18 protein-coding genes and 1 pseudogene are annotated in these 22,853 nt (G+C 57.8%); 7 read left to right on the top strand and 12 right to left on the bottom strand.

Features of this window, described 5'->3' with window-relative positions; all coding sequences use genetic code 11:
• Window positions 1-334 precede the first annotated feature (334 nt).
• From dnaA to gyrB, 3 genes are all read left to right on the top strand, one after another.
• Complete coding sequence (dnaA, locus tag C0Z16_RS22955; RefSeq protein WP_102634370.1) at window positions 335-1,963, top strand: chromosomal replication initiator protein DnaA; 1,629 nt, start codon at window positions 335-337, stop codon at window positions 1,961-1,963.
• 237 nt (window positions 1,964-2,200) lie between these two features.
• Window positions 2,201-3,304, top strand: coding sequence for a DNA polymerase III subunit beta (dnaN, locus tag C0Z16_RS22960; RefSeq protein ID WP_102634371.1), 1,104 nt, complete (start codon window positions 2,201-2,203; stop codon window positions 3,302-3,304).
• A 114-nt stretch (window positions 3,305-3,418) separates the two neighbouring features.
• Window positions 3,419-5,890 carry a DNA topoisomerase (ATP-hydrolyzing) subunit B gene (gene gyrB / locus C0Z16_RS22965; protein WP_102634372.1) on the top strand — a complete coding sequence of 824 codons (2,472 nt, stop codon included), beginning with the start codon at window positions 3,419-3,421 and terminating at the stop codon, window positions 5,888-5,890.
• A 1,093-nt stretch (window positions 5,891-6,983) separates the two neighbouring features.
• On the opposite strand, the gene C0Z16_RS22975 is transcribed toward gyrB, so the two are convergent.
• From C0Z16_RS22975 to C0Z16_RS23035, 12 genes and pseudogenes are all read right to left on the bottom strand, one after another.
• Window positions 6,984-7,703, bottom strand: a complete 720-nt coding sequence (locus C0Z16_RS22975; RefSeq protein ID WP_102634373.1) for an immunity 52 family protein — start codon at window positions 7,701-7,703, stop codon at window positions 6,984-6,986.
• Window positions 7,704-7,739: 36 nt separating this feature from the next.
• A complete protein-coding gene (locus C0Z16_RS22980) occupies window positions 7,740-8,456 on the bottom strand; it encodes an Imm52 family immunity protein (protein ID WP_102634374.1) in 717 nt (238 codons plus the stop codon).
• Window positions 8,457-8,474: 18 nt separating this feature from the next.
• Complete coding sequence (locus C0Z16_RS22985; RefSeq protein ID WP_455430267.1) at window positions 8,475-9,053, bottom strand: restriction endonuclease fold toxin 5 domain-containing protein; 579 nt, start codon at window positions 9,051-9,053, stop codon at window positions 8,475-8,477.
• Window positions 9,054-9,061: 8 nt separating this feature from the next.
• Window positions 9,062-9,412, bottom strand: coding sequence for a hypothetical protein (locus C0Z16_RS22990; RefSeq protein WP_102634376.1), 351 nt, complete (start codon window positions 9,410-9,412; stop codon window positions 9,062-9,064).
• Window positions 9,405-9,905, bottom strand: coding sequence for a DUF4123 domain-containing protein (locus C0Z16_RS22995; protein ID WP_158244514.1), 501 nt, complete (start codon window positions 9,903-9,905; stop codon window positions 9,405-9,407). Before C0Z16_RS22995 ends, C0Z16_RS22990 begins: the two co-directional genes overlap by 8 nt.
• Window positions 9,902-10,291, bottom strand: a complete 390-nt coding sequence (locus C0Z16_RS23000; RefSeq protein WP_102634377.1) for a PAAR domain-containing protein — start codon at window positions 10,289-10,291, stop codon at window positions 9,902-9,904. Before C0Z16_RS23000 ends, C0Z16_RS22995 begins: the two co-directional genes overlap by 4 nt.
• A 43-nt stretch (window positions 10,292-10,334) precedes the next feature.
• Entirely contained in the window at window positions 10,335-11,267 is a 933-nt protein-coding gene (locus C0Z16_RS23005) for a DUF3592 domain-containing protein (protein ID WP_102634378.1), read from the bottom strand.
• 50 nt (window positions 11,268-11,317) lie between these two features.
• Window positions 11,318-12,445 carry a formylglycine-generating enzyme family protein gene (locus C0Z16_RS23010; protein ID WP_146014338.1) on the bottom strand — a complete coding sequence of 376 codons (1,128 nt, stop codon included), beginning with the start codon at window positions 12,443-12,445 and terminating at the stop codon, window positions 11,318-11,320.
• Window positions 12,442-14,532: a hypothetical protein gene (locus tag C0Z16_RS23015; RefSeq protein WP_102634380.1), complete on the bottom strand. Its 2,091-nt coding sequence runs from the start codon at window positions 14,530-14,532 to the stop codon at window positions 12,442-12,444. Before C0Z16_RS23015 ends, C0Z16_RS23010 begins: the two co-directional genes overlap by 4 nt.
• Window positions 14,533-14,564: 32 nt before the next feature.
• The gene (locus C0Z16_RS23020; RefSeq protein ID WP_102634381.1) at window positions 14,565-17,273 is read right to left on the bottom strand and encodes a type VI secretion system Vgr family protein; all 2,709 of its coding nucleotides are present in this window, start codon (window positions 17,271-17,273) and stop codon (window positions 14,565-14,567) included.
• Window positions 17,274-18,178: 905 nt separating this feature from the next.
• On the bottom strand, window positions 18,179-18,502 hold the full coding sequence (locus C0Z16_RS23030) for a hypothetical protein (RefSeq protein ID WP_102634382.1): 324 nt from the start codon (window positions 18,500-18,502) through the stop codon (window positions 18,179-18,181).
• A 210-nt stretch (window positions 18,503-18,712) separates the two neighbouring features.
• Window positions 18,713-19,277, bottom strand: a pseudogene (locus tag C0Z16_RS23035) (plasmid partitioning protein RepB C-terminal domain-containing protein); the annotation flags it as partial.
• A 296-nt stretch (window positions 19,278-19,573) separates the two neighbouring features.
• Between C0Z16_RS23035 and C0Z16_RS23040 the strand changes: the two are divergent.
• The 4 genes from C0Z16_RS23040 (at window position 19,574) to C0Z16_RS23055 (ending at window position 22,623) form a co-directional block, all read left to right on the top strand.
• Window positions 19,574-20,200 (top strand): class I SAM-dependent methyltransferase, encoded by a 627-nt coding sequence (locus C0Z16_RS23040; RefSeq protein WP_102634383.1) that lies wholly within the window; start codon window positions 19,574-19,576, stop codon window positions 20,198-20,200.
• A gap of 45 nt (window positions 20,201-20,245) precedes the next feature.
• The gene (locus C0Z16_RS23045; RefSeq protein ID WP_102634384.1) at window positions 20,246-20,959 is read left to right on the top strand and encodes a hypothetical protein; all 714 of its coding nucleotides are present in this window, start codon (window positions 20,246-20,248) and stop codon (window positions 20,957-20,959) included.
• A gap of 1,027 nt (window positions 20,960-21,986) precedes the next feature.
• Window positions 21,987-22,340: a DUF7660 family protein gene (locus tag C0Z16_RS23050; RefSeq protein ID WP_244201324.1), complete on the top strand. Its 354-nt coding sequence runs from the start codon at window positions 21,987-21,989 to the stop codon at window positions 22,338-22,340.
• A 13-nt stretch (window positions 22,341-22,353) separates the two neighbouring features.
• Window positions 22,354-22,623 carry a hypothetical protein gene (locus C0Z16_RS23055; protein ID WP_244201325.1) on the top strand — a complete coding sequence of 90 codons (270 nt, stop codon included), beginning with the start codon at window positions 22,354-22,356 and terminating at the stop codon, window positions 22,621-22,623.
• Window positions 22,624-22,853: the final 230 nt, after the last annotated feature.

Below are 22,853 nucleotides of genomic sequence, written 5' to 3' on the forward strand. Positions count from 1 at the left end.
CAATGGCCGGAGGTTTGCTGAATTGGTTTTCGCGGAACCCGCTATTTAAACCGGTTTTCCGTTGACCGTCAATAGTTTAGCCGGTGCCGTTCGTGGTCGCCGTCCGTCTCGCGAGATGATCGGTCCCTGTGGATAACTCCCCTTGCGCCTCCGATTTGGCGTTAGAATCTCGCCTTACTTCCCAAAAATGATGCACGCCGCTCCGGCTCGCTTGCCCCGCAAACCCTTGTGGCACAGGCGCCTGGGGCTGTTACGCCTGGCTGCTCCGGGCCTTGTTGCGTGCGCGCGACGGGGGCAGCGGCGAGCCCGTGCACACCATAACGACAGCAACTCGATGAACGAATTCTGGCAACACTGTTCCGCATTGCTGGAGCGTGAGCTCACGCCCCAGCAATACGTGACGTGGATCAAACCGTTGGCCCCGGTCGCCTTCGACGCCGCTGCGAACACGCTCAGCATTGCTGCGCCCAACCGCTTCAAGCTCGACTGGGTCAAGAGCCAGTTCTCCGGCCGCATCGCGGATATGGCCCGCGATTTCTGGCAGACCCCGGTCGACGTGCAATTCGTCCTGGACCCGAAAGCCGGCATGCGCGCTCCCGCCGCAGCCGCGCCGGCTCCGGCGCGTCCCGCTTCCGCGCCTCATTCGATGGGCGGTAGCGCGGGCAATGGCGCTGCCGTGGACGCGGCCGTTGGCGCGGTGCAAGCGGCGCAGGCCGCGCGCGCGAACGGCGCCAACAGCGCCAACAGCGCGATGGCAAACCTCAACGCGAACGCCCGCGCGGCAGCTGAGCACAACGCAAACGCCCGCGCCGCGGCTGAAGATGCCGCCGACCTCGATCTGCCCAGCCTCGACGCGAACGAAGCAGCGGCGGCGCGCCGCACGTGGCGGCCGGGCCAGAGCGCCAGCTCGAACGGCAACGGCGACAACGACTCGATGTACGAGCGCTCCAAGCTGAACCCGGTCTTGACGTTCGACAATTTCGTGACCGGTAAGGCCAACCAGTTGGCGCGCGCCGCGGCGATCCAGGTCGCGGACAACCCCGGCATTTCCTACAACCCGCTGTTCCTGTATGGCGGCGTAGGTCTCGGCAAGACTCACCTGATCCACGCAATCGGCAACCAGCTTTTGATGGACAAGGCCCGCGCGCGGATTCGCTACATCCACGCGGAACAGTACGTGTCCGACGTGGTGAAGGCGTACCAGCGCAAGGCATTCGACGACTTCAAGCGCTACTACCACTCGCTTGATCTACTGCTGATCGACGATATTCAGTTCTTTTCCGGCAAGTCCCGCACGCAGGAAGAGTTCTTCTACGCGTTCGAGGCGCTGGTCGCGAACAAGGCGCAGGTGATCATTACCAGCGACACGTATCCGAAGGAGATTTCGGGTATCGACGATCGTCTGATCTCGCGCTTCGACTCCGGCCTGACGGTGGCGATCGAGCCGCCCGAACTCGAGATGCGTGTCGCCATTCTGATGCGCAAGGCCCAGTCGGAATTCGTGAGTCTGAGTGAAGACGTCGCATTCTTCGTCGCCAAGCACTTGCGCTCGAACGTGCGTGAACTTGAAGGCGCGCTGCGCAAGATTCTTGCGTATTCCAAGTTCCATGGACGCGAGATCACGATTGAACTGACGAAAGAAGCGCTGAAAGATCTGCTGACGGTGCAGAACCGGCAGATCTCCGTGGAGAACATTCAGAAGACCGTGGCTGACTTTTACAGCATCAAGGTCGCGGACATGTATTCGAAGAAACGTCCGGCGAACATTGCGCGGCCGCGGCAGATCGCGATGTATCTCGCGAAGGAACTCACGCAGAAAAGTCTGCCGGAAATCGGCGAGCTATTCGGCGGCCGCGACCACACCACGGTGCTGCACGCAGTGCGAAAAATCGCCGACGAACGCAGCAAGGACGCGCAGCTGAACCACGAATTGCACGTGCTGGAGCAGACGCTGAAGGGTTGAGCGGCCGGAACAGGGAAGCGGCGGAAAAATCGACCTGTTTATTTCCAGACTCGCCCCCATTTTAGTGAGGCGGTTCCGTTTTCAGGCACAATACAGGTTTAACCGCCCGGCGCGGCCGCGGGCGGATTTCACGCCGTGACGGGCGCTGCGTGGCGCCGGCGGGGAGCCACGGCTGCGTGCTGGAAAGGCCGCAAAGGCTGAAAGGCGCACAGGCCGTTATATCAACGAAGGAACTCTATGCAACTGGTCAAGACCGAACGCGATAACCTCCTCAGGCCGCTGCAAACCGTGAGCGGCATCGTCGAACGCCGCCATACGTTGCCGATCCTCGCCAATTTGCTGATTACCAAGAACGGCCCGGACGTGTCGTTCCTGTCGACCGACCTCGAGTTGCAGATCACCACGCGCGCCGATTTCGGCGTGGGCGGCGATTCGGTGGCGACCACGGTGGCAGCGAGAAAGCTCCTCGATATCCTGCGCGCCATGCCCGACGGCCAGGTCACGCTCACGCTGAATGACAAGCGCTTGACAGTGCAATCCGGCAAGAGCCGCTTCGCACTGCAAACGCTCGCCGCGGACGAGTTCCCGACGGTCGCGCAAGCTAAAGACTACGGCGCGAGCCTGGTGGTTCCGCAAAAGACGTTCCGCCAGTTGCTTGGCATGGTCCATTTTTCGATGGCCCAGCAGGACATCCGCTACTACCTGAACGGCATGCTGCTGGTAGTGGACGGCGACCAGTTGATGGCGGTCGCAACGGACGGCCACCGCCTCGCGTTTTCGTCGATGAAGATCGAGGGCTCGTTCGCGCGCCAGGAAGTGATCATTCCGCGTAAGACGATTCTGGAATTGCAGCGCCTGCTGGAAGACATTGACGACACGCTGAAGATTGACATCGCGCAAACGCAGGTCAAGTTCACGTTCGGTCAGGTCGAACTGGTGTCGAAGCTGGTGGAAGGAAAATTCCCCGACTTCCAGCGCGTGATTCCGAAGTCGCATAAGAATCAGTTCGTGATCGGCCGTGAAGAACTGCAGCGTTCGCTGCAACGCGCCGCGATTCTGACATCCGACAAATTCAAGGGCGTGCGCTGCATCATCGAGCCGGGCCAGTTGAAGATCATGTCGACCAACGCCGATCAGGAAGAGGCGCAAGAAGAACTGGAAATCGCGTACGACGGCGACAGCGTCGATATCGGGTTCAACGTCACGTATCTGCTCGACGTGCTCGCGAACCTGAAGGTCGACATGTTGCAAGTGAGCCTTGGCGACGCCAGCTCCAGCGCGTTGATCACGATTCCCGAGAACGACGAATTCAAATACGTCGTGATGCCGATGCGCATCTAACGCGTCCAAAAACCAGGAACACACCAAGGGGCGCAGCGCCCCTTTGGCGTTTTTATGGCATTTTGAAAAGTCCCGAGCAGCAACCCAGCAGTAATGCAGAACCGGAAAAAATCCATGACTGAAACGAACAATACGCAACCCGACAACAGCTACGGCGCCTCGTCCATTCAGATCCTCGAAGGTCTGGAGGCGGTGCGCAAGCGGCCGGGGATGTACATCGGGGATACATCGGATGGCACCGGTTTGCACCACCTCGTGTTCGAAGTGCTCGACAACTCGATCGACGAAGCGTTGGCCGGGTACTGCAACGACATCCAGGTGATCATTCACGCCGACAACTCCATCTCGATCACCGACAACGGCCGCGGCGTGCCGACCGGTCTGAAGATGGACGACAAGCACGAGCCGAAGCGCAGCGCCGCCGAAATCGTGATGACCGAGCTGCATGCCGGCGGCAAGTTCGACCAGAACAGCTACAAGGTATCGGGCGGCCTGCACGGCGTGGGCGTGTCTTGCGTGAACGCGCTGTCGGCATGGCTGCGCCTCACGGTTCGCCGCGACGGCAAGAAGCACTTCATGGAATTCCACCGTGGCGTGCCGCAGAACCGCGTGATCGAAGAGATCGGCGGCGTGGCAGTTTCGCCGATTCAAGTTGTGGGCGAGACCGAAAATCGCGGCACCGAAGTGCATTTCATGGCTGACGAGACGATCTTCGGCAATGTCGAATATCACTACGACATTCTGGCCAAGCGGATTCGCGAACTGTCGTTCCTGAATAACGGCGTGCGGATTCGCCTGACAGATCAGCGCTCGGGCAAGGAAGACGATTTCGCGTTTGTCGGCGGGGTAAAGGGTTTTGTCGAGTACATCAACAAGACCAAGAGCGTGCTGCACCCGACCATTTTCCACGTCAACGGCGAGAAAGATGGCGTGGGTGTGGAAGTGGCGATGCAGTGGAACGACAGCTACAACGAAAACGTGCTGTGCTTCACGAACAACATTCCGCAGCGCGACGGCGGCACGCACTTGACCGGCTTGCGTGCGGCAATGACGCGTGTGTTGAACAAGTACATTGCCGATCACGAAGTCGCGAAGAAGGCAAAAGTCGAGACGTCCGGCGACGACATGCGCGAAGGGCTTTCGTGCGTGCTGTCGGTGAAGGTGCCGGAGCCGAAGTTCAGCGCGCAGACGAAGGACAAGCTGGTGTCGTCGGAAGTGCGCGCGCCGGTGGAGGATGTGGTCGCGAAGGCGCTCGAAGAATTCCTGCTGGAAACGCCGAACGACGCGAAGATCATTTGCAGCAAGATCGTCGATGCAGCGCGCGCGCGTGATGCGGCTCGCAAGGCGCGCGAGATGACGCGGCGTAAGGGCGTGCTCGATGGCGTTGGTCTGCCTGGGAAGCTGGCGGATTGCCAGGAGAAGGATCCGGCGAAGTCGGAGATTTACATCGTCGAGGGTGATTCGGCAGGCGGGTCGGCAAAGCAGGGGCGCGATCGGAAGTTTCAGGCGATCTTGCCGCTGCGCGGCAAGGTGCTGAATGTGGAGAAGGCACGCTATGACAAGCTGCTTTCTTCGGAACAGATCGTGACGCTGATTACCGCGTTGGGTTGCGGTATTGGCAAGGAAGATTACAACCTCGACAAGCTGCGTTATCACCGCATCATCATCATGACCGATGCTGACGTGGACGGTGCTCACATTCGGACGCTACTGCTGACGTTCTTCTATCGGCAAATGCCGGAGATGATCGAGCGCGGGTATATCTATATCGCGCAGCCGCCGCTGTACAAGATCAAGGCGGGTAAGGACGAGCGGTATTTGAAGGACGAGAATGAGGTCAATGCTCACATTCTGAAGCTGGCGTTGCAGGGCTCGGAATTGTTGCCTTCTGAGAATGGGACGGCGATTACCGGCGATGCGTTGGGTGAATTGGCTCGGGCTTATTTGCTTGCGCAGGCGGTGGTTAATCGGTTGAGCCGGTTGTATGACGCTGGCGCGCTCGAGGCTGTGATGGATGGGGTTGTTATTGATCTCTCTAGCGAAGATGCGGCTGAGGCTTCGGCTAAAGCGCTTGAGGCTAAGCTGCGGGATGATGCTTTGAAGCCGGAGGTCACCGTCACGACGATGTATGACCCCGTGCGTGAGCTACGCTCGCTGCGCGTTGCACGGACGCATCATGGCAATCAGAAGGTTTCGGTGCTGGATGAAGAGTTTCAGCTGACGGCTGACTACCAACAGTTGGTTAATACCGCTAATACCTTTAAAGGATTGATTGGTGCGGGTGCTGTAATCAAGCGTGGCGAGCGGAGTATGGCTGTTAACGACTTCAAGTCTGCGATGAAGTGGTTGCTGGCCGATGCTGAGCGGAATGTTTCCAAGCAGCGATATAAGGGACTGGGGGAGATGAATCCTGGACAGCTTTGGGAAACGACTATGGATCCGACTGTGCGTCGTTTGCTGAGAGTGCAGATTGAGGATGCGATTGCGGCTGATGGAATCTTTACTACGCTTATGGGGGATGACGTGGAGCCGCGTAGGGCTTTCATTGAGTCTAATGCTTTGAGGGCGGGGAATATTGATGTTTGATTTTTTGTCACGTGCGTAGGGCGCCAGAGTAAGTGCGACTGGCGCCGCAGTTTTGCGACTGTGGGACAGAGTTACTGTGACTGGCCTACCGCGATGAGGCAGAAGAAAGGTGCAGGGAAACGGAAATCATTGGATTTAACGTTCAGTGCTGTCTGATTACAAGCGCGAAAATCTAATCATTTCCGTACATTCGAGTTCAGCTAACCTAGCGTCAGGTCCGCGTCGCATGTTTTGACGGTTTTGAGGCGGCCGTGGTTGGCTGGAATTGCTCGAAGGGTTGGTGAATGGCCTGTAACCCTTTTCGCACTTGGGTGTGGCCATCACTATGGAGGAGGGTTTCATGACTTCTTCATGTGCGATTGTCGCGCCCGGATCGTCAATCACCTCCCGCACCTGCGCACCCTACCATCAGTTGTAGGTGGCGGCACTCGCATGCGTGACCTTCAGTGCCTGGGCGCGGTCAGGCTGGCTTGGCCGCCCACAGCGAACTTTGCCCCGCCGCCGGGCTTCGAGCGAAGACCGGCCAGTCGGCGGGCGAGTTCGCGAATCACCTCCAGCGCCGTGGCCGGGTTGCGAAGGCCTGTGGACGCCGGTTGTTCGACGTCACGAGCACCGCCACACCCGCCGTGTGGGTTTCCAGTTCGTTGTAAAGGCGCTATCTTCGGCCTTCAGGATGGCGGAGGACGCCACCTGCCTAGGCAGCGGCGGTCGCCCGGGAAACGTCGAGCTTTTCATGGGATGACCTATAAGTGATCTAGGCACGGTTAACGATGTATCGTGGCTGGATCATTTGTCGATCGTGACGGCCATTTGACGTAACGCCCCGTCGCGCCTCGACACGCATCGGAACGCTGCGTTGAGCGCCTTACTAAAGTTTTAAAAGACGCTGCCGAAATATAGGACATCAATTATTGGAGCTATATTTTTAGTCCAGCGCCAGCAGCTTTGCGGTATGGCACAGCAACCACGGCGACTGTCATGGCAACTGTACGGGTGGCTTGGTGCGAGAGTTTCATGGTGGAGAAGGGGAGGATCGAACTCCCGACCTTCGCATTGCGAATGATAGATGCCGTCGATAAACTCGTGTTTGATCTTAGAGTTCAGTGAATAAAGGCAGCAAATCCTGATCGACCAGTCGCTCTTCAATAGCATTGGCGACCTTTACGTGTTCCGGATTCGAAGCAGAGAAAGGTTCACCGATAACACTGACGATGAGGGTGCCTATCCGCTGCTTACAATCCATGACGGGGACCAACGCGCGAGCCTCTGGCACTTGTTGCGCGGTGAGAACTCTCGGCAAATAAAGCATCCAACCGGCGCCGGGCCGTTTTTCGAAGACCTGCTGCCGCGAAAAATACTTGAATGGCCCGACCTGAACGCTCGACGCGGACCAGATGCGCGCCGCTTCCGAAACAACGTCCGTCACCAGTGTTGCGTGCTGAAATCCGACAATGCCTTCCACCTGGAAGGTCACCGAGCACACACTATCAATGCCTTGGGAGTCGGAAAAAGCAGCGCCACCGTCTCCCTCTAAGCCATTCCATACCCCGAGCGACCTGACGCTAGTGCCATTGGATAGAGCGGAACTCTTCGCCATGGTAATCGCCGCGCTGGTCGGTCCCTTGGCATCGAAAGCAGCGTCTAACCGTGACGCCTTTTCGGAATCCGCAGCTGGATACCATTTGTCGACGGGTAAGCCGGCTCGCGTCAGGACGTTCGCAAACTGCCAAAGTCGGTTGTATTCCGACTCGATGGTCGGCAATTGCGGGTAAGCTACGCGATAGGTGACATCAATGTTCAAATGAAAGCCCATTCGACAGAGGTTTCCCAAATTCGCCGATAGTCTCGCTTAAAGTTCCGGATACAGCGGAAGCAGATCCTGATCGACAAGTCTCTTTTCGATAGCGTTCGCGACGGCCACGTGTTCCTTGTTCGTCGCAGAGAACGGCTCATCAATCACACTGACGATGATGGTGCCCCTCTGTCGCTTGCCGTCCATCACAGGAATAAGATCACGTGCCTCCGGAATTTGCGCGGCGGTGAGGACGCGCGGCAAATAGAGCATCCATCCAGCGCCCGGGCGCTTTTCAAAAACTCTGTATTGCGATGAATATCGGAACGATCCGACTTCAACACTCAGCGCCGGCCAGATATGGGTCGCTTCAGTCACGATATCTGCCACGACATCACATTTTGCAAGAGACATGACACCTTTAGTCTGCAGGCTTAAGACGCACAAACCATTCACAGAGAGTTGGTCCGTGAAAGCCGCGCCCCCATTGCCCTCGATCCCGTTCCACGCGCCAAACGAGCGTACGTGCGGATACGCCTGCCTTTCGGCCTTTGCCATCGCTATGGCAGCTGTCGTCGGTCCGCTGGAATCGAAAGCCCGGTTGAGAAGTGACGCTTTCACGTTGTCCGCTGGCGGAAACCAGCCATCGATCGGAAAACCCGCGACTTGCAATGCGCTCGCAAATTGCCACAGCCGGTGATACTCGGTTTCGATCGTCGGCAATTCGGGCGCAGACAGACGGAAAGTCAATTCGAGGTTCAGACTGTAATTCATGATGTCGTCAATTCCAGTTCACAGAAGCGGGCGCAGCTCAGTTCGAATAAGTGGAGCGGCGAGCGTGAAAGCTCGCGTGAAATACCGGTAACTCAATCGCTGCATGAAATACCAGTGAAGCTGGGTGGGTGGATTGCCAACCACGATGTCGTTCTGGGTAGACGCCTGGTCGACTATTTTTCGGACCCCGGAAACTCTGAAAAAGAATTTCGGCTCACCCGTCTCCGGATCAAAAAACTGATCATAATTTGCCTTAGCCTCTTCCAGTTGACACAGCGAAGCACGAAACCCATCGAAGTCGAGCCCGCTAAAACTCCACTCCGTATTCGGCGCGAAGCCCGTCACCTGCGCCTGATACGTGCGCGAGGTGTCCGACATATTCCAGTTACGCGTCACGAGGTTACCCGCATCCGGTGGACACTTCTTGCACGCTTCGTCCGTCTTCGGCATGGTCCGCGCGACCGGTTGAGTCTTGCTCTTATCCTGCGCCTGATCGCCGGATAGCGACAGGATTCCCGCCGCGGCGGTCCCGCCTAACAAAGCGGGGAATGCTTCGGCGAGCAACGCGCCCGCTCCTTCGACGAGCGGAATTGCCAACACAGCCATCACCGCTTCTCCCTATCCCGATCAATCAACTTCCGCCGCGTCACCGCCAGCAGATCTTCAAACCGCTCTTCGACCGGTCGTCCCGGCTTGGCGAGCCAGGCCGCGATCCCCGGCTTGCGATAAAACTCCGGGACATCCGCCTCGATATAAAGAAACTCCACCAACTTCTTGTCCTGCTGAAACCCCATGCGCTTCGCGTCTCGATACGCCCGCACCAGCCGGTCGAGCAAGGTCGGATCGTCGGCGTAACGCGGGGCGTCGCGCACGATATCGTCACGAATCGTCGCGACAAAATTGCGTTCGTCGCTCGCGCACAAAGCGGCCCATTGTTCTGCGGTCAGTTCAAGCATGGTGAGAGACGTGAAAGCGTTTGCCGTCCGCGAGGCCGTGCCACTCCTCCACATCGCCGAAATAAGCGCGACGTCCTTCGGTGTCGAGCGCATTGAAGAGCGGCACGAAAACACGCGGATCCCAGAACCGGAGCAACGCAATCTTGCCATTCGGCAGTTTGCTGTTGAGCTTGCGCTGCAGTGTCCGCACGAGCGACTCGATATCCTGCGTGCTGAACAACCACATCACACCAGGCCGCGCTGTTTCCAGTTCATTGAGTGAAGCCACCACGTCGGCATCGGGTTGCGCGATGTCGACAAGCCATGGTCCAGCGGATGCCAATGGCTCGTCTTCTGTTCCGGCGAAAAGCGTGTGCACAGTGCCCCAGCGGCGCCGCAAGCTGCGGCCGAAATGCTGTTCGTACTGCAGGCCATCGATCAGCGCATACGCACGCAGTGCCGGCGCTTCCGCACGCAAAAGCTCCAGCCGCTCCGCGAGACTCGTCGGGATCATGAGCGCACGACAGTGGAAGCGCCCGTTTCTGCGGCATGAGCGAGGCACTCGCGACACAAGGTCGGCGCGACTGTGGACTCCGCCGCCCCGGCCGTCGTGCCCTGCATCGACGCAGGTACATTGCCGGTGGTCTCGGATTGCTCGGCGATTAACACCGCACCGCACGAGGTCTTGTCGCCATGAAAAGCGAGCGGCACGCCTTCCACGGTCATTGCCGGATTCTGCGAGGTCACAATCGGAAACGTGCCGTCGCATTTCGGACAATGGACGAGGTCACCGAGCCGGGCGGCGCGCCGTCCGCTGTCGCCGACGCCGATGGTCGCCGAAGCGGAAACGATCTTGCCGCCGTGCGACGTGCTATCGCCTTCACATGCGATCGAAGTCATAAGTCACCTGCCATCAATCTCGAATGTCGAATCACGTTCAAAGCTAGGTCCGTTTGCTGCGGCGCCCACCGCTGAAGTCGACGGTGCTGATAAAGAACACACCAACGGCGAAGAACGGCAAGCCGATGACAACGAGGATGGCAGGCAGTCCCCAGTGCTCCCAGAAGCTGTCGATCATCGCGCGATCGGGCGTGTTCGCGTCGTAGAGAACCCTGACCTCGTCACCGCTGCCGAGATCGTTATGCGATGACGACGACCCCTGCGCAAAGGTGACTTCTTTCCCCGTCGCGGTTTTGAACGCGACAATCGCCGAGTACATGTGTGAGCGCGGCTGATAAGGCCGCTCGGCTTCCTGCACTTCGACGACTTTGCCAGTCGTGCGCGTATAGCTTCCAATGATCTGCCGTTCGCGCATTGCCGAAGCGGCAGCGCCCAGCAGAAATCCCGCACCGATGACAATCGGAATCAGGCAGATCAGTAGATTCTGTCGGCCGCGTTTGCGCCTCGCCTGCGAGTACGACGAAGGCGCGACATGTTTAACCTTGCCGAGCTCGATTATGAACATCACCGCGCCAATCGCTGAAAACACCACGCTGAGCAACATCACTACACCGACAGGAAACCAGCGCTGCCCAAAATCGTCGATGATCGCCGAGAGTGCGGGGTTCGCAGGGTCGTAGAACACGCGCAACGTTTGGCCGATATTGTAGGCCGGCTGCGTCGACGACGTCTGGCCCGTGATCTGTTCGCGCTCGCCGCGTGCGGTCGTGAAGACGATCACGGGTTGATACGAACGCCAGTTCCGGCCGCCCTGGTCGTAACTCACCACGGTTCCTTCGGCGACCGTCATGCGATGCGTGGCGATCAGCGAAGACACGAGCCAGCACAGCGAAAAAAGCAGCGCGCCGAGACTGAGCGTCAGGATGACGAGCGTGCTCCGACTGTGTGGCGACGGGGCGGCGGGTGAATTCATCATGAGCGGGCGGTCACAGCATGCATGCGCATCTCATTGTTGTCGTGGATCACTCATTGCAAAACCGGTTCGCTCCGGTTGAGTACGCAGCGAAAGCCCACGTCGGATTTCGCGCTGTCAGGCGCCACGCCGACCCGGTCGATCACGAGATGAATTCGACTATCCGTTGCATAACGAACGCTGCGGAGGGTACCCGTCGTCGGACCGTGCGGATTGCGAGATGGACTGTGACTGTAGTAGTTCGCATCGAACCAGTCATAGGTCCACTCCTTGCCATAGCCGAACACGTCCGACATGCCTAGTTTGTTGTCGCCGTAAGTCCCCACGGGTCGGCTGAATTCCGGCGCCGGGCTAGTTCCTTTGCCCTTCGCCGTGATCAGCTGGTCCATCTGGGTCACGTCATATTTGCCGTCAACGACCGGCACTTCCGTGCTCGGAATCACCCACTTCTCGCCACGTGAGCGCGCCGCGTATTCCCATTGCGCTTCCGTGGGGAGATCCAGCGGCAAGCCGGCGACATCGCCCGCCCATTTGCAGAAGTCGCGCGACTGCTGCCACGTCACGAACGCCGCGGGGAAGTCCGGAAAGCGATACTGCAGATCTAAGGCCTCGCGAATTCCAACCGGCGGCAAATGTTTGGCACGTGTATAGAGATCGAAATCGGCGAACGTCACCCGATGTTTCAGGATCGAGTAACTATCCAGACCCACGTCGTGTGCTGGTGCGGCACCGTCATTGGCGGAGTAGGGGAGTTTTTCGGGAGAAGACTGAGGGCCGAAGTCGCCCATCACGAACTCACCCCCTTTCACATAGAGGAGTTCCTTGCGAAGGCGGTCCTTCAAGGCGGTCAGTTCGTCGGCGTTGGGTGGCGGCAAGGTTTTGAAATAGTCCTGCAGGATGCGCACCGTGTCGTCGTACGGTTTTCCATGAGCCCAGCTCAACACGACATTGATATGTTCCCATACGCTTTTGGGCGGCGATGACGTCGTAATTTCGCGAATCAGGCGGTTCCTGTCGGCCGGCGCATTCGCGTCGATCTTGTCTGCAAGAGCGGCGCGTGACAGAAGTAGCATGGCCACGGCCGCCACTAGTTTCAATGGCTTCACCGACACGCGGTAAGACAGATGACTCATGAAACGCAACTCCTCTTGTTCGTTATTTCGACTGTCACCGACTGTCAAGCTGTCTGGGTATCAGTGCCCGCGGTGCGAGTCGGATCGAGCCATGCGACATTCGTTCCTTCCTGCATGGCATACCTGGGCGTATCGTTGAATGCAAAGCGAAAGCCGGGGGCGGGTGCGTCGCGAGGCTGGCTCTCGAGCATCGCCAACTGATCCATGCCGATGAACCGACCGATCTCGGCACGCGCAAACTGCGCATCGCCCTGTCGACTGAAGTCAGGCGAGGTCGATTGATAAACATTCTTGACTTCGTTCTTCACCTGCGCGGCCGCGATGATACGGCTGATCGCCGACGCGGCTTCGAGGCGAAGCTCTTCGAATTCATCGCCGATCGCCTTTAGTGCGTAGACCAGATAGCCCTTCACTTCCGCGAGACTGTTGAGCAACGCATCGTTCGCGTTGTGAATGGCCTCGATAAATTGCCTCGGCTTGGTTCGGACGAATTCCTGCAATGCCGACATGAGTTCGCGCTCCTGCTGGCCGACGTAGTTGCCGATTTCACGGCCGGTGACGATGGCCAGCGTGCACATGGCACAGAACGTCTTGAACGCGGTGTCGGCAAAGTACTTGAGATTCCGGTCTCCGGCGTAGGCAACCTGCGTCTTGGCCCACCACACGAATTCGCCCATATAGACGACATCGACCACCGCTTCGATATCGCCTTTCAAACCGACGCCGGCGCAGAGTCCCGCTTTCATCAGGATGCGGAACTTGCCGTCGTATGTGATATGGAATGCGGCCTGCGCGCCCGCGCCGGCTTGTGCGCTGGCGCCGGGCTTGATGGACGCGAAGGCGGTCCATTTATCCCTTTTCTCCTCGGGGCGCCGCCACTGAAACGCGCCTTCGATCGATGCTTCGGCCTCGACGCCTACAAACGCCTTGAGGTCTCCGCCGGCGTCGGTTTTATCCTCGACCTTCGTGACGTCGACCTTGGCGGTCTTCATTTGCGCCAGGTCTCGCTTGGCACGCGTGCCTCGCACTTGCTGGGTCTTGCCGTCACGACCCAGCTTGAATTCAATGCCGCCCTCAGCAAGCAGACTGGCGCCGCACGAAGCGCCGGCCTTCAGCGTGGCGGCCAGACGAAAGAAGCCCAGATCGGTATCCGGTGTGTGGGTCCACGAGTATGCGCCGGAAGCCTCTTGCGTCGGCGCGGGAATCCAGAGTTGCAGGCCCGCTTTCGATGGCAGGAAGAACTTGGCCTGAAGATTGCCGTCGGCGAGGACCGCGCCAATTTCACCTTTCCCTTTGGCAGACACGGCAATTTCGCCGCGCAGGTGCAATGCGTCGTCGAACGATTTGACTGTGCTCTCGACCTTCGCGCTCGCACCGGCTCCCGCGAAAAGCCGCAACATTTGCGCACCACCGGAAAACTCGCTCATCGCGTCGGGATCGTCCGGCGACTTGAAATTGGCGTTCTTATTGAACGCAGCCGTCATTTGCAATGTCCAGTCGCAACCTAACGGATCCGTCTTCCACTCGTGATACTTCGTCTTCTTCAACGCCGAGTTGATCTTGTCATTCATCTTGTCGTGGTCGAGTTCGTACTTTCCGGTCGACGGGTCTTTCTTGAGAAATGACTTGAGCTGCGGCTTATCCGAATCCAGCTTGTAGCGGCGGAAATGACTCGCGACCTTCGACGAGCGAACATAAGTCAAGCGTTGACCCACATAGGCTTCATTGCCGGATTTGAATTTCTTGAGCGGCATGAGTTCCCATACGCCATCCTTATTGAATGCCGGCGTATCGGTCAATTCCTTATGGACGGCCTGGGTTGCGGCTTCTTCCTTTTGCATCGCGGCCTTGAGGCTCGCTTCGAGTTGCGGCCGGAGGGCGGCGTTGCCTTGCTGATCGAGCCAGTTGGCATGGGCCGCACCAAGTTGCTGACGAGCTTCGATGAGGTCTTCGGACAATTTACTCATCAACGCGATTTCGTTCGCGACGGGCTCGATCGATTCGACCGGACATTCGAAAAGCTCGGCCGTCTCGGGGTAGAAGAAGTAAAGCGGTACCTGTTGCGCTTTGGCATCCGCAACGCTCCCCGTCTGGTCGTTGGTGCAACTCTGCCCCGCGACTTTCTGTTCACTCATGGTCTCTACTCGCCCGTTATGTGGATGTGTTCCTAGACCCAGTCGTCCTCATGGAACATCTTCAACTCCTGTTCCTGAGTACCGGTGAAGACCCGCACGGTTTTGCCCTCGGCGTCGGTAATGCCCCGAGCCAGCACCTGACCATCGCCGCTTTCGATGCGGTAAGGCGCGAGCGGCATCACGTTGCCGGTGGTCTCGTCCTTCAGGATGAATTGCTGGTCGTTGACCACACTCTTGGGCAATGCCGCGGGTTGCCCGTCGTAGCGCGTCGGGCCGGTGAACGAATGTTCGGAGCCTTTGATATCCACTTGGCCCGGCGCGTGAACCTGAATGTTTCCGCCGCTGATGCGGATATAGGCGCCGCCCGACGTGAGCAGAATTTCTTTTTCCGCGCTCAACTGGATGGCATCGGTGGAAGATGAAATCTTGATGCCTTTGCTTGCAAGAACGTCGATGCCGTCGGTCTGCGCCTGAATCTCGAGCTTGCCGCGCGCGGCGATCAGTTTCATGCCGAGCTTGTATGCGAACAGGCTGATCTTATCGACTGCATTTGCGACGAGACTCTTGCCGATCGCAACGTTGATATCGGTGTTCGCGGATATCGTCGCGTTCTCGCCCGCGTGAATATGGACGCTTTCCGGCGTGGTGATCCCTACGCCTTTGGGAGAAGCGAGCAACAGCACGGGATCGCTGAAGCCGTTGGCTTGGCCAGTGCCGCCCGACGTCTCCTGTCTCTGCGCGGAGGAAGCCGACGAGGCAGGCGAAGCGCTTCCGCCGTAGCTGGATTGGGTGGCATTTGTGAACGTCTTCAGCGAGTCGATCGCTTGCATATCGGCTGCACCGTGTTGTTGCGCAGTGTCCGCCGTTGCGCTCAACAACTGCTGACCTGCGGCTAACTGACCGCGCGCCTCGGTGGCGTCGAGTTGCTCACCGCTCGCAGCCGGACGGCCAAACGTGCTGATGTAGAGCCCTTTCTGGGAGCGGATCGCGCCGTAGGCGTCGGTGGCAAGTTCGAAGCCGGTGCCGCGGAATGCGCCACGCGTGTTGTCGGTTTGCGAGACCAGATAGCCGAGATTCAGCTGTGCTGCGGTTTGCGTGCTGTAAAGCTGCGCGCGATTCTGACCGGTGGAATCGTCGAGTACTAGCTGGTTATACCCCGAGCCTTTATGTTCCTTTGACTTATAGCCGGACAACTGACCTTGGGTGTGCCACTGCGGCGAGCTTGCGGAGTTATAGACGCGGCCTGTAATGAGCGGCCGGTCAGGATCGCCGTCAATGTAAGTGACGATGACTTCCTGACCGATACGCGGCACGAAGACCCCGCCCCAGTTGCTGCCGGCATTCGGGTATGACACGCGCACCCAGCAGGATGCCTTTTCGTCGCCGCTATTGACCCGGTCCCAGTGCATGCGGACCTTCACGCGATTCAACGAGTCCGTAAAGACTTCTTCACCCGGGGGACCGACGACCGTTGCGGTCTGCGTCGGCATGACGGGTTTGTGATGCTCCAACGGGCTGCGGAACGGAATGCTGCGCCGCTGAGCCTCAATGGTCGCCATGAAAAAGCCGGTGCTGCCGTCACCACTCGGAATCAGCGCGGACGGCTGCGCAGGGCCGAAATTGGCGCGCGTCGTGTTGACCTTGGTCTGGAGACTATGGGGAAAATCGGCACCGCTACGTGATACCGGCAGATTGTTCTCGATCACCCACTCCACTGCTAGCACAGCGAACTGCCGCTCCTGCTCGTTGCCGTCTGAATGATTCGGATGATCGCGGAGTTCAAACCACTGCCCCGCATCGAGTCGCCGCACTGCGCCTACGCCATAGAAACGCTTGGCGCGCGACTCCCACTCCTCCATGCGGATCTTGGAAAGCGCATCGCCACGGTCCTGCTCGCGATACGTGTACGCACCGGAATATTCGTAGACTTCCGCTTGCGAAGGTAACGAACCCTGATTGGCGACCGTCGGGATATTGGTGCCTTTCGCATATTGCGGCGATTTATAATCGAACGTACTCGTGACAAGCGAGGTGCTTTGCAGCGTTCGGGTACCGGACCATTGAACGAGCGCGTCGGTTTCGCTGTTAGTGCCCGCCCGATAGAACGCCACGCTTTGCGGCGACGCGGGGTTGAACGAATCCAGATTGTCCGTCACCACCAACTTGTGCGATTGTCCGTCGTCGGCCTGTTCAAAATAGGTGTACCAGCCTTCAGCTTCCATCAAACGATTGACGAAATTCCAGTCGTCTTCGTATTGAACACAGAATGACCGCGGCTGCAGCGGCTTATTCAGCGCAAAACGAAATGCGCCTTGGGCTTGAGGATGCTGATTGAATACGTTGGTAATGATTTCATCAACCGTGACGTCCTGCCAGATGCGCGCATCACGCCTGAAGCGCAGAAAATGCAACCAGCATGCAAATGCGATTTGATAGCTGGTCAGCCCGCCATCCGAGCCGAGCCGGCGAGCGGTGTGAACAAAGCCGTGCACTGGCCGATACGATTTGTCGATTTGCTGGATCCATAGCGTAACGGGCTGCGCGATAAGCCTTTTGAGTTCGATGTTTTCGTCTGTAGACGCGATGTCGACGGTAAATGCGTATTCGCGACCTATGCGACTCGTTCCCACTACCCGCTGGACGAGCAACGCATTCGCACCGATAGGTGTATCCAGTTTGAGCAAACGCTCATTCTGGAAGATTCCCGAACGAATTTGTTCGATCAGGTCAGCTGCGCCCATTTTTTGTACCCCGTCTTGTCACGTATTGTTTCCCGCCGGCAGATTTTAAGTCTGATGATAGAGGATAGTAAACGTTCTTTATTCGTTTCTCGTAAAGGCGGCGGCGACGAGAAATGCGTCGGGATCAAATTGTTAAATCCCGCAAATCGGAAATATTTTCCTTGACATGTGCGCGTTCCTGTAATTGGCTTCCAATTGGAAGAATGGGATTCGTGACAATGAGTTTGCCTTGGAAAACGAATCCTTTGCCGAGCAGAGATACACAAGCAAGGGAGCAGAAGATAACCGCTCGATTTATAAGTGGTTACGGGTGGCACTTGCGATGCGATTCATGGGGTTGCGCTTGCTGGCGGTTGCGAACGCGATAGCTTACCGTGGGCGAATATGTGCCGTCTCCCGTTCGCGCTCGGGAAAACAGCGTCATCCGTCCAACGAACATCATCGACATCTAGCCTGTCGCTCACCGATAAAACAACGGGCGGATGCTTCCGAAAGTCATACATGGACACCGATGCGGGGTCGGAAGAACCGCCATTAAAGTCCTCAATAATGATCCGGCCGACAGGCTTACCCCTCACAGCGGAATCAGCGTAGTAAGCGTAGCGAGAGCCATAGCATTGATCAAAGTGCGCGCCATTCAACGCAACGTTAAACGTGACGCCGTCTGTTTGCACCGGCGTCACGTTGGCGATCGATAGCGCGCCGGCGAGAGTTCGAACGACTACTTGATCTGCTCCGGACGTCTGTGCCTGAGAGTGCACAGCAGCGCATGCCACAAAAACGGAAAAGATAGATGACAACTTGAGCAAACGAAGTCACGATGCCATCGCATACAATCCGGCATCCCTGCAATTGCGTGAGTCGGCGGAATCGCTAGTAGAGTGCTTGGCTATACGCCGAGGCTTTCAAAGTAGAATGACCAACCCTAATGCGTTGTTGATGATAAAGGTATGTTGTTGGAGTTGGTGCTGGATGAATTCGTAACGTTGGCGATCTGAATTATTGCTGCGGATGGGAATCTTTGCCTTTCTTTCAACGGAGCCTAGCCATTCCATGCTGCCGGGATCAGGCCCGTGTCCCTGCCCATCCGAGATATCAAAATAATGTTGACTCAGGTATGACAGCCACTCATCGCTGCCGTGCCTCGATTCAGGTGGGTTCGGAATATTCGTATTGATGGCCAGCCATGCAGCTACGATCAAGGCAACAACGTAAAAAGTCTTCTTCATCGAAAATTTGTCTCTACAAGGACTTTGCCGAACTTGATGCGCTACTCCGTAGCTAGGAATTCACGCATTGGGTATATACGATTCTCTTTGGGGATGCGGATGATGTGGGCAATAGACAGAGAATATTATCGACAACGGAGCGAACTTTTCAACACTAACTCACAGCACACTGAACTGCTGTTGATCGAGCGAAATCGTTTCAACAATCGTTTAGAACTCTGCGAGAAGGTCCGGCTGCCGCTGCCGCAGATATTGAGTTATCCGTTCGTTCCCCAGGAGCCTGGCGAGGTAGCCCTTTGCCAGCACCAGATTCAACACGTCCTGTCCGTATGTCTGCTCTACCAGTTTGTATTGGCTCTGGAGGTTACTCATCTCCCGCTCCATCTTCGCCATCTGTTCCGGTGTGACGCCGGTCAGCTTGCGTAGTTTTTGCCTTCTACCAGGTGCGCAGCAGGTGTCGCAACCAGCAGCGCTTCGGCGTACCGCACTGTCACGTTGTTTGCCGCGATCATCGGTTCGACGCATGCGACCTGTCGCGTCGGTTTCATTTTCCGGAGTGCGCGAGCGAGCGCCACCGAGAACTGGCGATCTCCCAGGAGTTCGGGGCCTCAAGACATATGCCGTCCAGCAGTGACAGCTTCTTGAGAATGTGCGACACGTCCATCGCCAAGGCCTTAGCCAGCCTCTCCGGCGATACACCCCGTTGGACGACGCGCCGGATCATGTAGTGTTCCTGGATCGTGGACAGCCGGTTGACACGGTTGTTGCAGGCGTATCGCGAATATTGAGGATGTGGCGGCTAGTTTCCCCTTTTAGGCGCTCGCGCTCGAAGCCCCATTTCTCTGTTCTTCAGCTTCTACGGACTGCAAAGCGACCGCCGAATGGCCGGCTTGGGCACCGACGAATGACGGCACCGTGTCAGTTCATGCCTTTTGCATGCGCACACGGCCGAGATGAGCGTCGCGTTCGGTCATGGGACGCTGATCGGCCACTTCCCGACATTGTGTCGGCGGTACTCACTTGACGACAATCTGGCAAACTTCGCGAAACACCGACACATGGAGCGCGCTGGTGTCCATCAATGTAAGCGGCACGGAAGGTTATGCGGAGAATGCACAATCCCTCATCGGGCAATGGCAAGACATATCGTTTGCGGAACACCATGAGCCCATCATGCATCTCGTTCCGACGTCCCCATCCTGCATTCTCGACGTTGGAGCCGGTATCGGAACCGACGCTGCTGCGTTTGCGGCGATGGGACATACAGTCGTAGCCGTCGAACCGGTGGACCCGTTGCGCGTTGCAGGAATCAGGCAGCATCAGTCTCCTCGGATCGAATGGCTGGACGATAGCCTGCCGGATCTCGCGATCCTGCGTTCGAGACGAAAAGAATTTGACTTCGTGATGCTGTCGGCCGTTTGGATGCACCTTGACGAACATGAGCGTTGTCGGGCGATCCCGAACGTCAGCGCTCTCCTGTGCGACGGGGCCATGCTGGTCATGTCCTTGCGTCACGGCCCGGTTCCGCGAGGACGACGGATGTTCGACGTTTCGGCGGAAGAGACAATTCAACTCGCAAATGCTCATGGCTTGCGAACTGTACTGAACGCCCAGACCGAATCCTTCCAGCGCGGAAATCGGCGTATGGGCGTGACGTGGAGCCGACTAGCTTTCGTAAAAGACGCCGCACAGGGCTAGCTTCGGACGAAGCTCGGGACAAGGGAACTTCGAGCGAGCGCGCGTATGGATCGACTAGCGTTCGTTCTCGGAGAAAGCAAGATCCACGCGGCGTTAGCCTCGGCCGCCCGCATCAGGCGGCAGTCGGCCAATTCCGGCCGCTCGACGCCGGTGCGTATATCGTCAACAATCCATGCACAACTGTTAGGGTGCGTGGCGCCCAAAACCGCGGAGCCACTGCGTGAGGAAGTCAAGGGGAGTCATTTCAATGGTATTCAAGGGGGAGCCGGCGCGTTTTCAAAGTCCCTTGTTAGCGTGAACGCACTTGCCCAGCTGCAGGAGCTCAGCAATTGGCGCGCGGGACGGCTCTGCCTGGTCGAAGCAGTCAGGGCGGACAATATCGTGTTGCGGGTCGCGCATGACGTTAGGCGTGGAAATGGCACGCGGTTTCAAGGGCGTTTGCTAATAGACGCCGGGGGGGCGTCACTCGTTGGAACGTTCAAGTCCTCCGCAGTCAGCCGCATTTTTGCGGCAATATCCTTGCTCTTCCTCGGCGTCATGCTGTGCGGCGGAGTGCTCGGAGGTATTCGCCTAGCGTTCACTCCGGGACCGGACCTGCTTGATCCGCTGCGATACATCGCATTCCTGTCGTTATGGTCGGGAGCAGTTTGTCTGATTGGCTGGCTGGTGATTTGGAATGCTTCCCCGGTGCGTAGCGACGTTATAGCGATCTCTGCAGTTATCCGGCAGGCGCTACTGCGGCAGGAACGCGAAAGCTAATTCATCCACGACACCATCAGGCGCAACGGTTCGCTTCCCGTCAACGGTAGCGGGCGACGAAAGTCAGCATCGGATCGATGTATCGGGCGAATGTCGGCCAGTTTCTCACATTCGACATTGCTGGCTGGATCGTCGACAATTCCATCGAATTCTTTCAATCCGACCGCGCCGCGGCGACAGCTACGACAATGCACTGTCAAATATCTTGGCCGTCATCAAAAGCCTCTCGGGGGACGAAAATGATTTGCAGGCGAAACCTGATGCGACTGGCCATCCTGCCGGTGTTATGCGCGTTCGCTGGTTCGGTGCACGCTGGTCGTGTGACGGAGTCATTTCGCGAACGTAGCGAAGGCCCTCAGAATCGAGGCATCGACAGACCCAGCATAAACCCGACTCCGCACAAGACGCTATTGCTGGTTGGCCACAAGGATCCTCGCATAGAAGTCTGGTTCAAGGTAACGTATATCACCCGAAACGAGGCGTGTCGGAGTCAGACGGTTGTTGGTCGCCTTGCTGGTGCGCCCGAGGTCCCGCAGTCGATAAATGACTCGGTCCGGGTACCAGCCGGGCAATCGAAGTTCGCTATCCCTCTGTTTCTGGATCGATATATTCCGGGCCGATGCGGGTGGTACCCTGTTGGGGTGCTTCACGCAGAATTCGAACCGGGCGTTAATATTGGACCCGCCGATACCAGCGGCGTCGCTCCGATCCGGGCCGAGGGAAAACGCAGTGTCGGATTGACATGGATTTGTCGACAAACAATGGAGTCCCCGCAATCACAAGAAAAGCCGCAACTCCGTTGTGATGCAGTGGATTATTCCGTCAGTGATACGATCGTCTCGGCCGAAGGTGGAACTATTACAGTCGATTTTTCGATGACTTCCGCAAGCGGCGAATAATGACGACGGCTCGTCGATACGTACGGGCGGCTCGCCAAATTTTTTCCTGCGCAAGCGATGTCAACGGACCCGGTCGACGGCGTCGCTTGAATCGCTGACAATTTGAGCAAACAACTTCCGGGGCGATGATGAGCGCCAACCAGAAAGAGAAGAAACGCAGCGACTTACGCGAGGCATTGGGTCGCGTTGTCGATGAACGGTCCTTTGTTAATTTTCTGCAGATGCTTGCATGCGACTGGTCGGCGGCGTCTGACCCGTCAGGCTGGGAAAATGGATCGATTGGCGCATTCCTCGATGCGGCTGCTGGGTGGCCAGAAGCATCCAAAAAGGGACTCCGGTTTTACGATGTCCCATCGAACCCGTGGCGCCGTGGCGCGGACATGCTTATCGCCGGCAAGGAATACGAGGAAGGTAGCCACTATGAAACTGCCGTGCTCGCTGCCACTGCGGCTGATGCTGCCGGCAGCGGATGCGATTTTTGAATCAAGGCGAACAATGGTTGACGGCAAATCGCGTGCCGGAAGCGTGGCAATTGGCGTTTTGAAGGCGCTTCACCTTCTAGACGCCGAGAATCACCCGACGACGCTCGATGCGATCTGTGATTGGCTCGCCACATCCGAAAATTTTTACTACGACGACTGGTTGACCTTCGGTGGGCGCAGCGCCAAGGAATATATCGCCGACATTCTTGAGGACCTGCGCGAACTCGGCGTCGTTTGCACAGTCAGGCACCGGCCGGGAGTTCACGCCCCAAGCGTCTATTGAATGGCGTCCGTGCCTTCAGCCGTCTGCCTAAGCAGTGCACAGGTGACGTCATTCATTCACCGGTCCCACTGACTGAACGTCTGCTTTGGAGAGAACTGGATGCCCGCTTCACGCCCTGAGGCGGTCAGTCAAGGTTTTTCCGAGGGCATGCGCAGCCCACATCCTTGACCTTGTAGCCTCGGGCGTCGCTCATTCATGAAACGGCGGATGTCGAAGAAACGTCGTGCGCT

The organism is Paraburkholderia rhynchosiae (genome assembly GCF_002879865.1).
GTDB lineage: Bacteria > Pseudomonadota > Gammaproteobacteria > Burkholderiales > Burkholderiaceae > Paraburkholderia > Paraburkholderia rhynchosiae.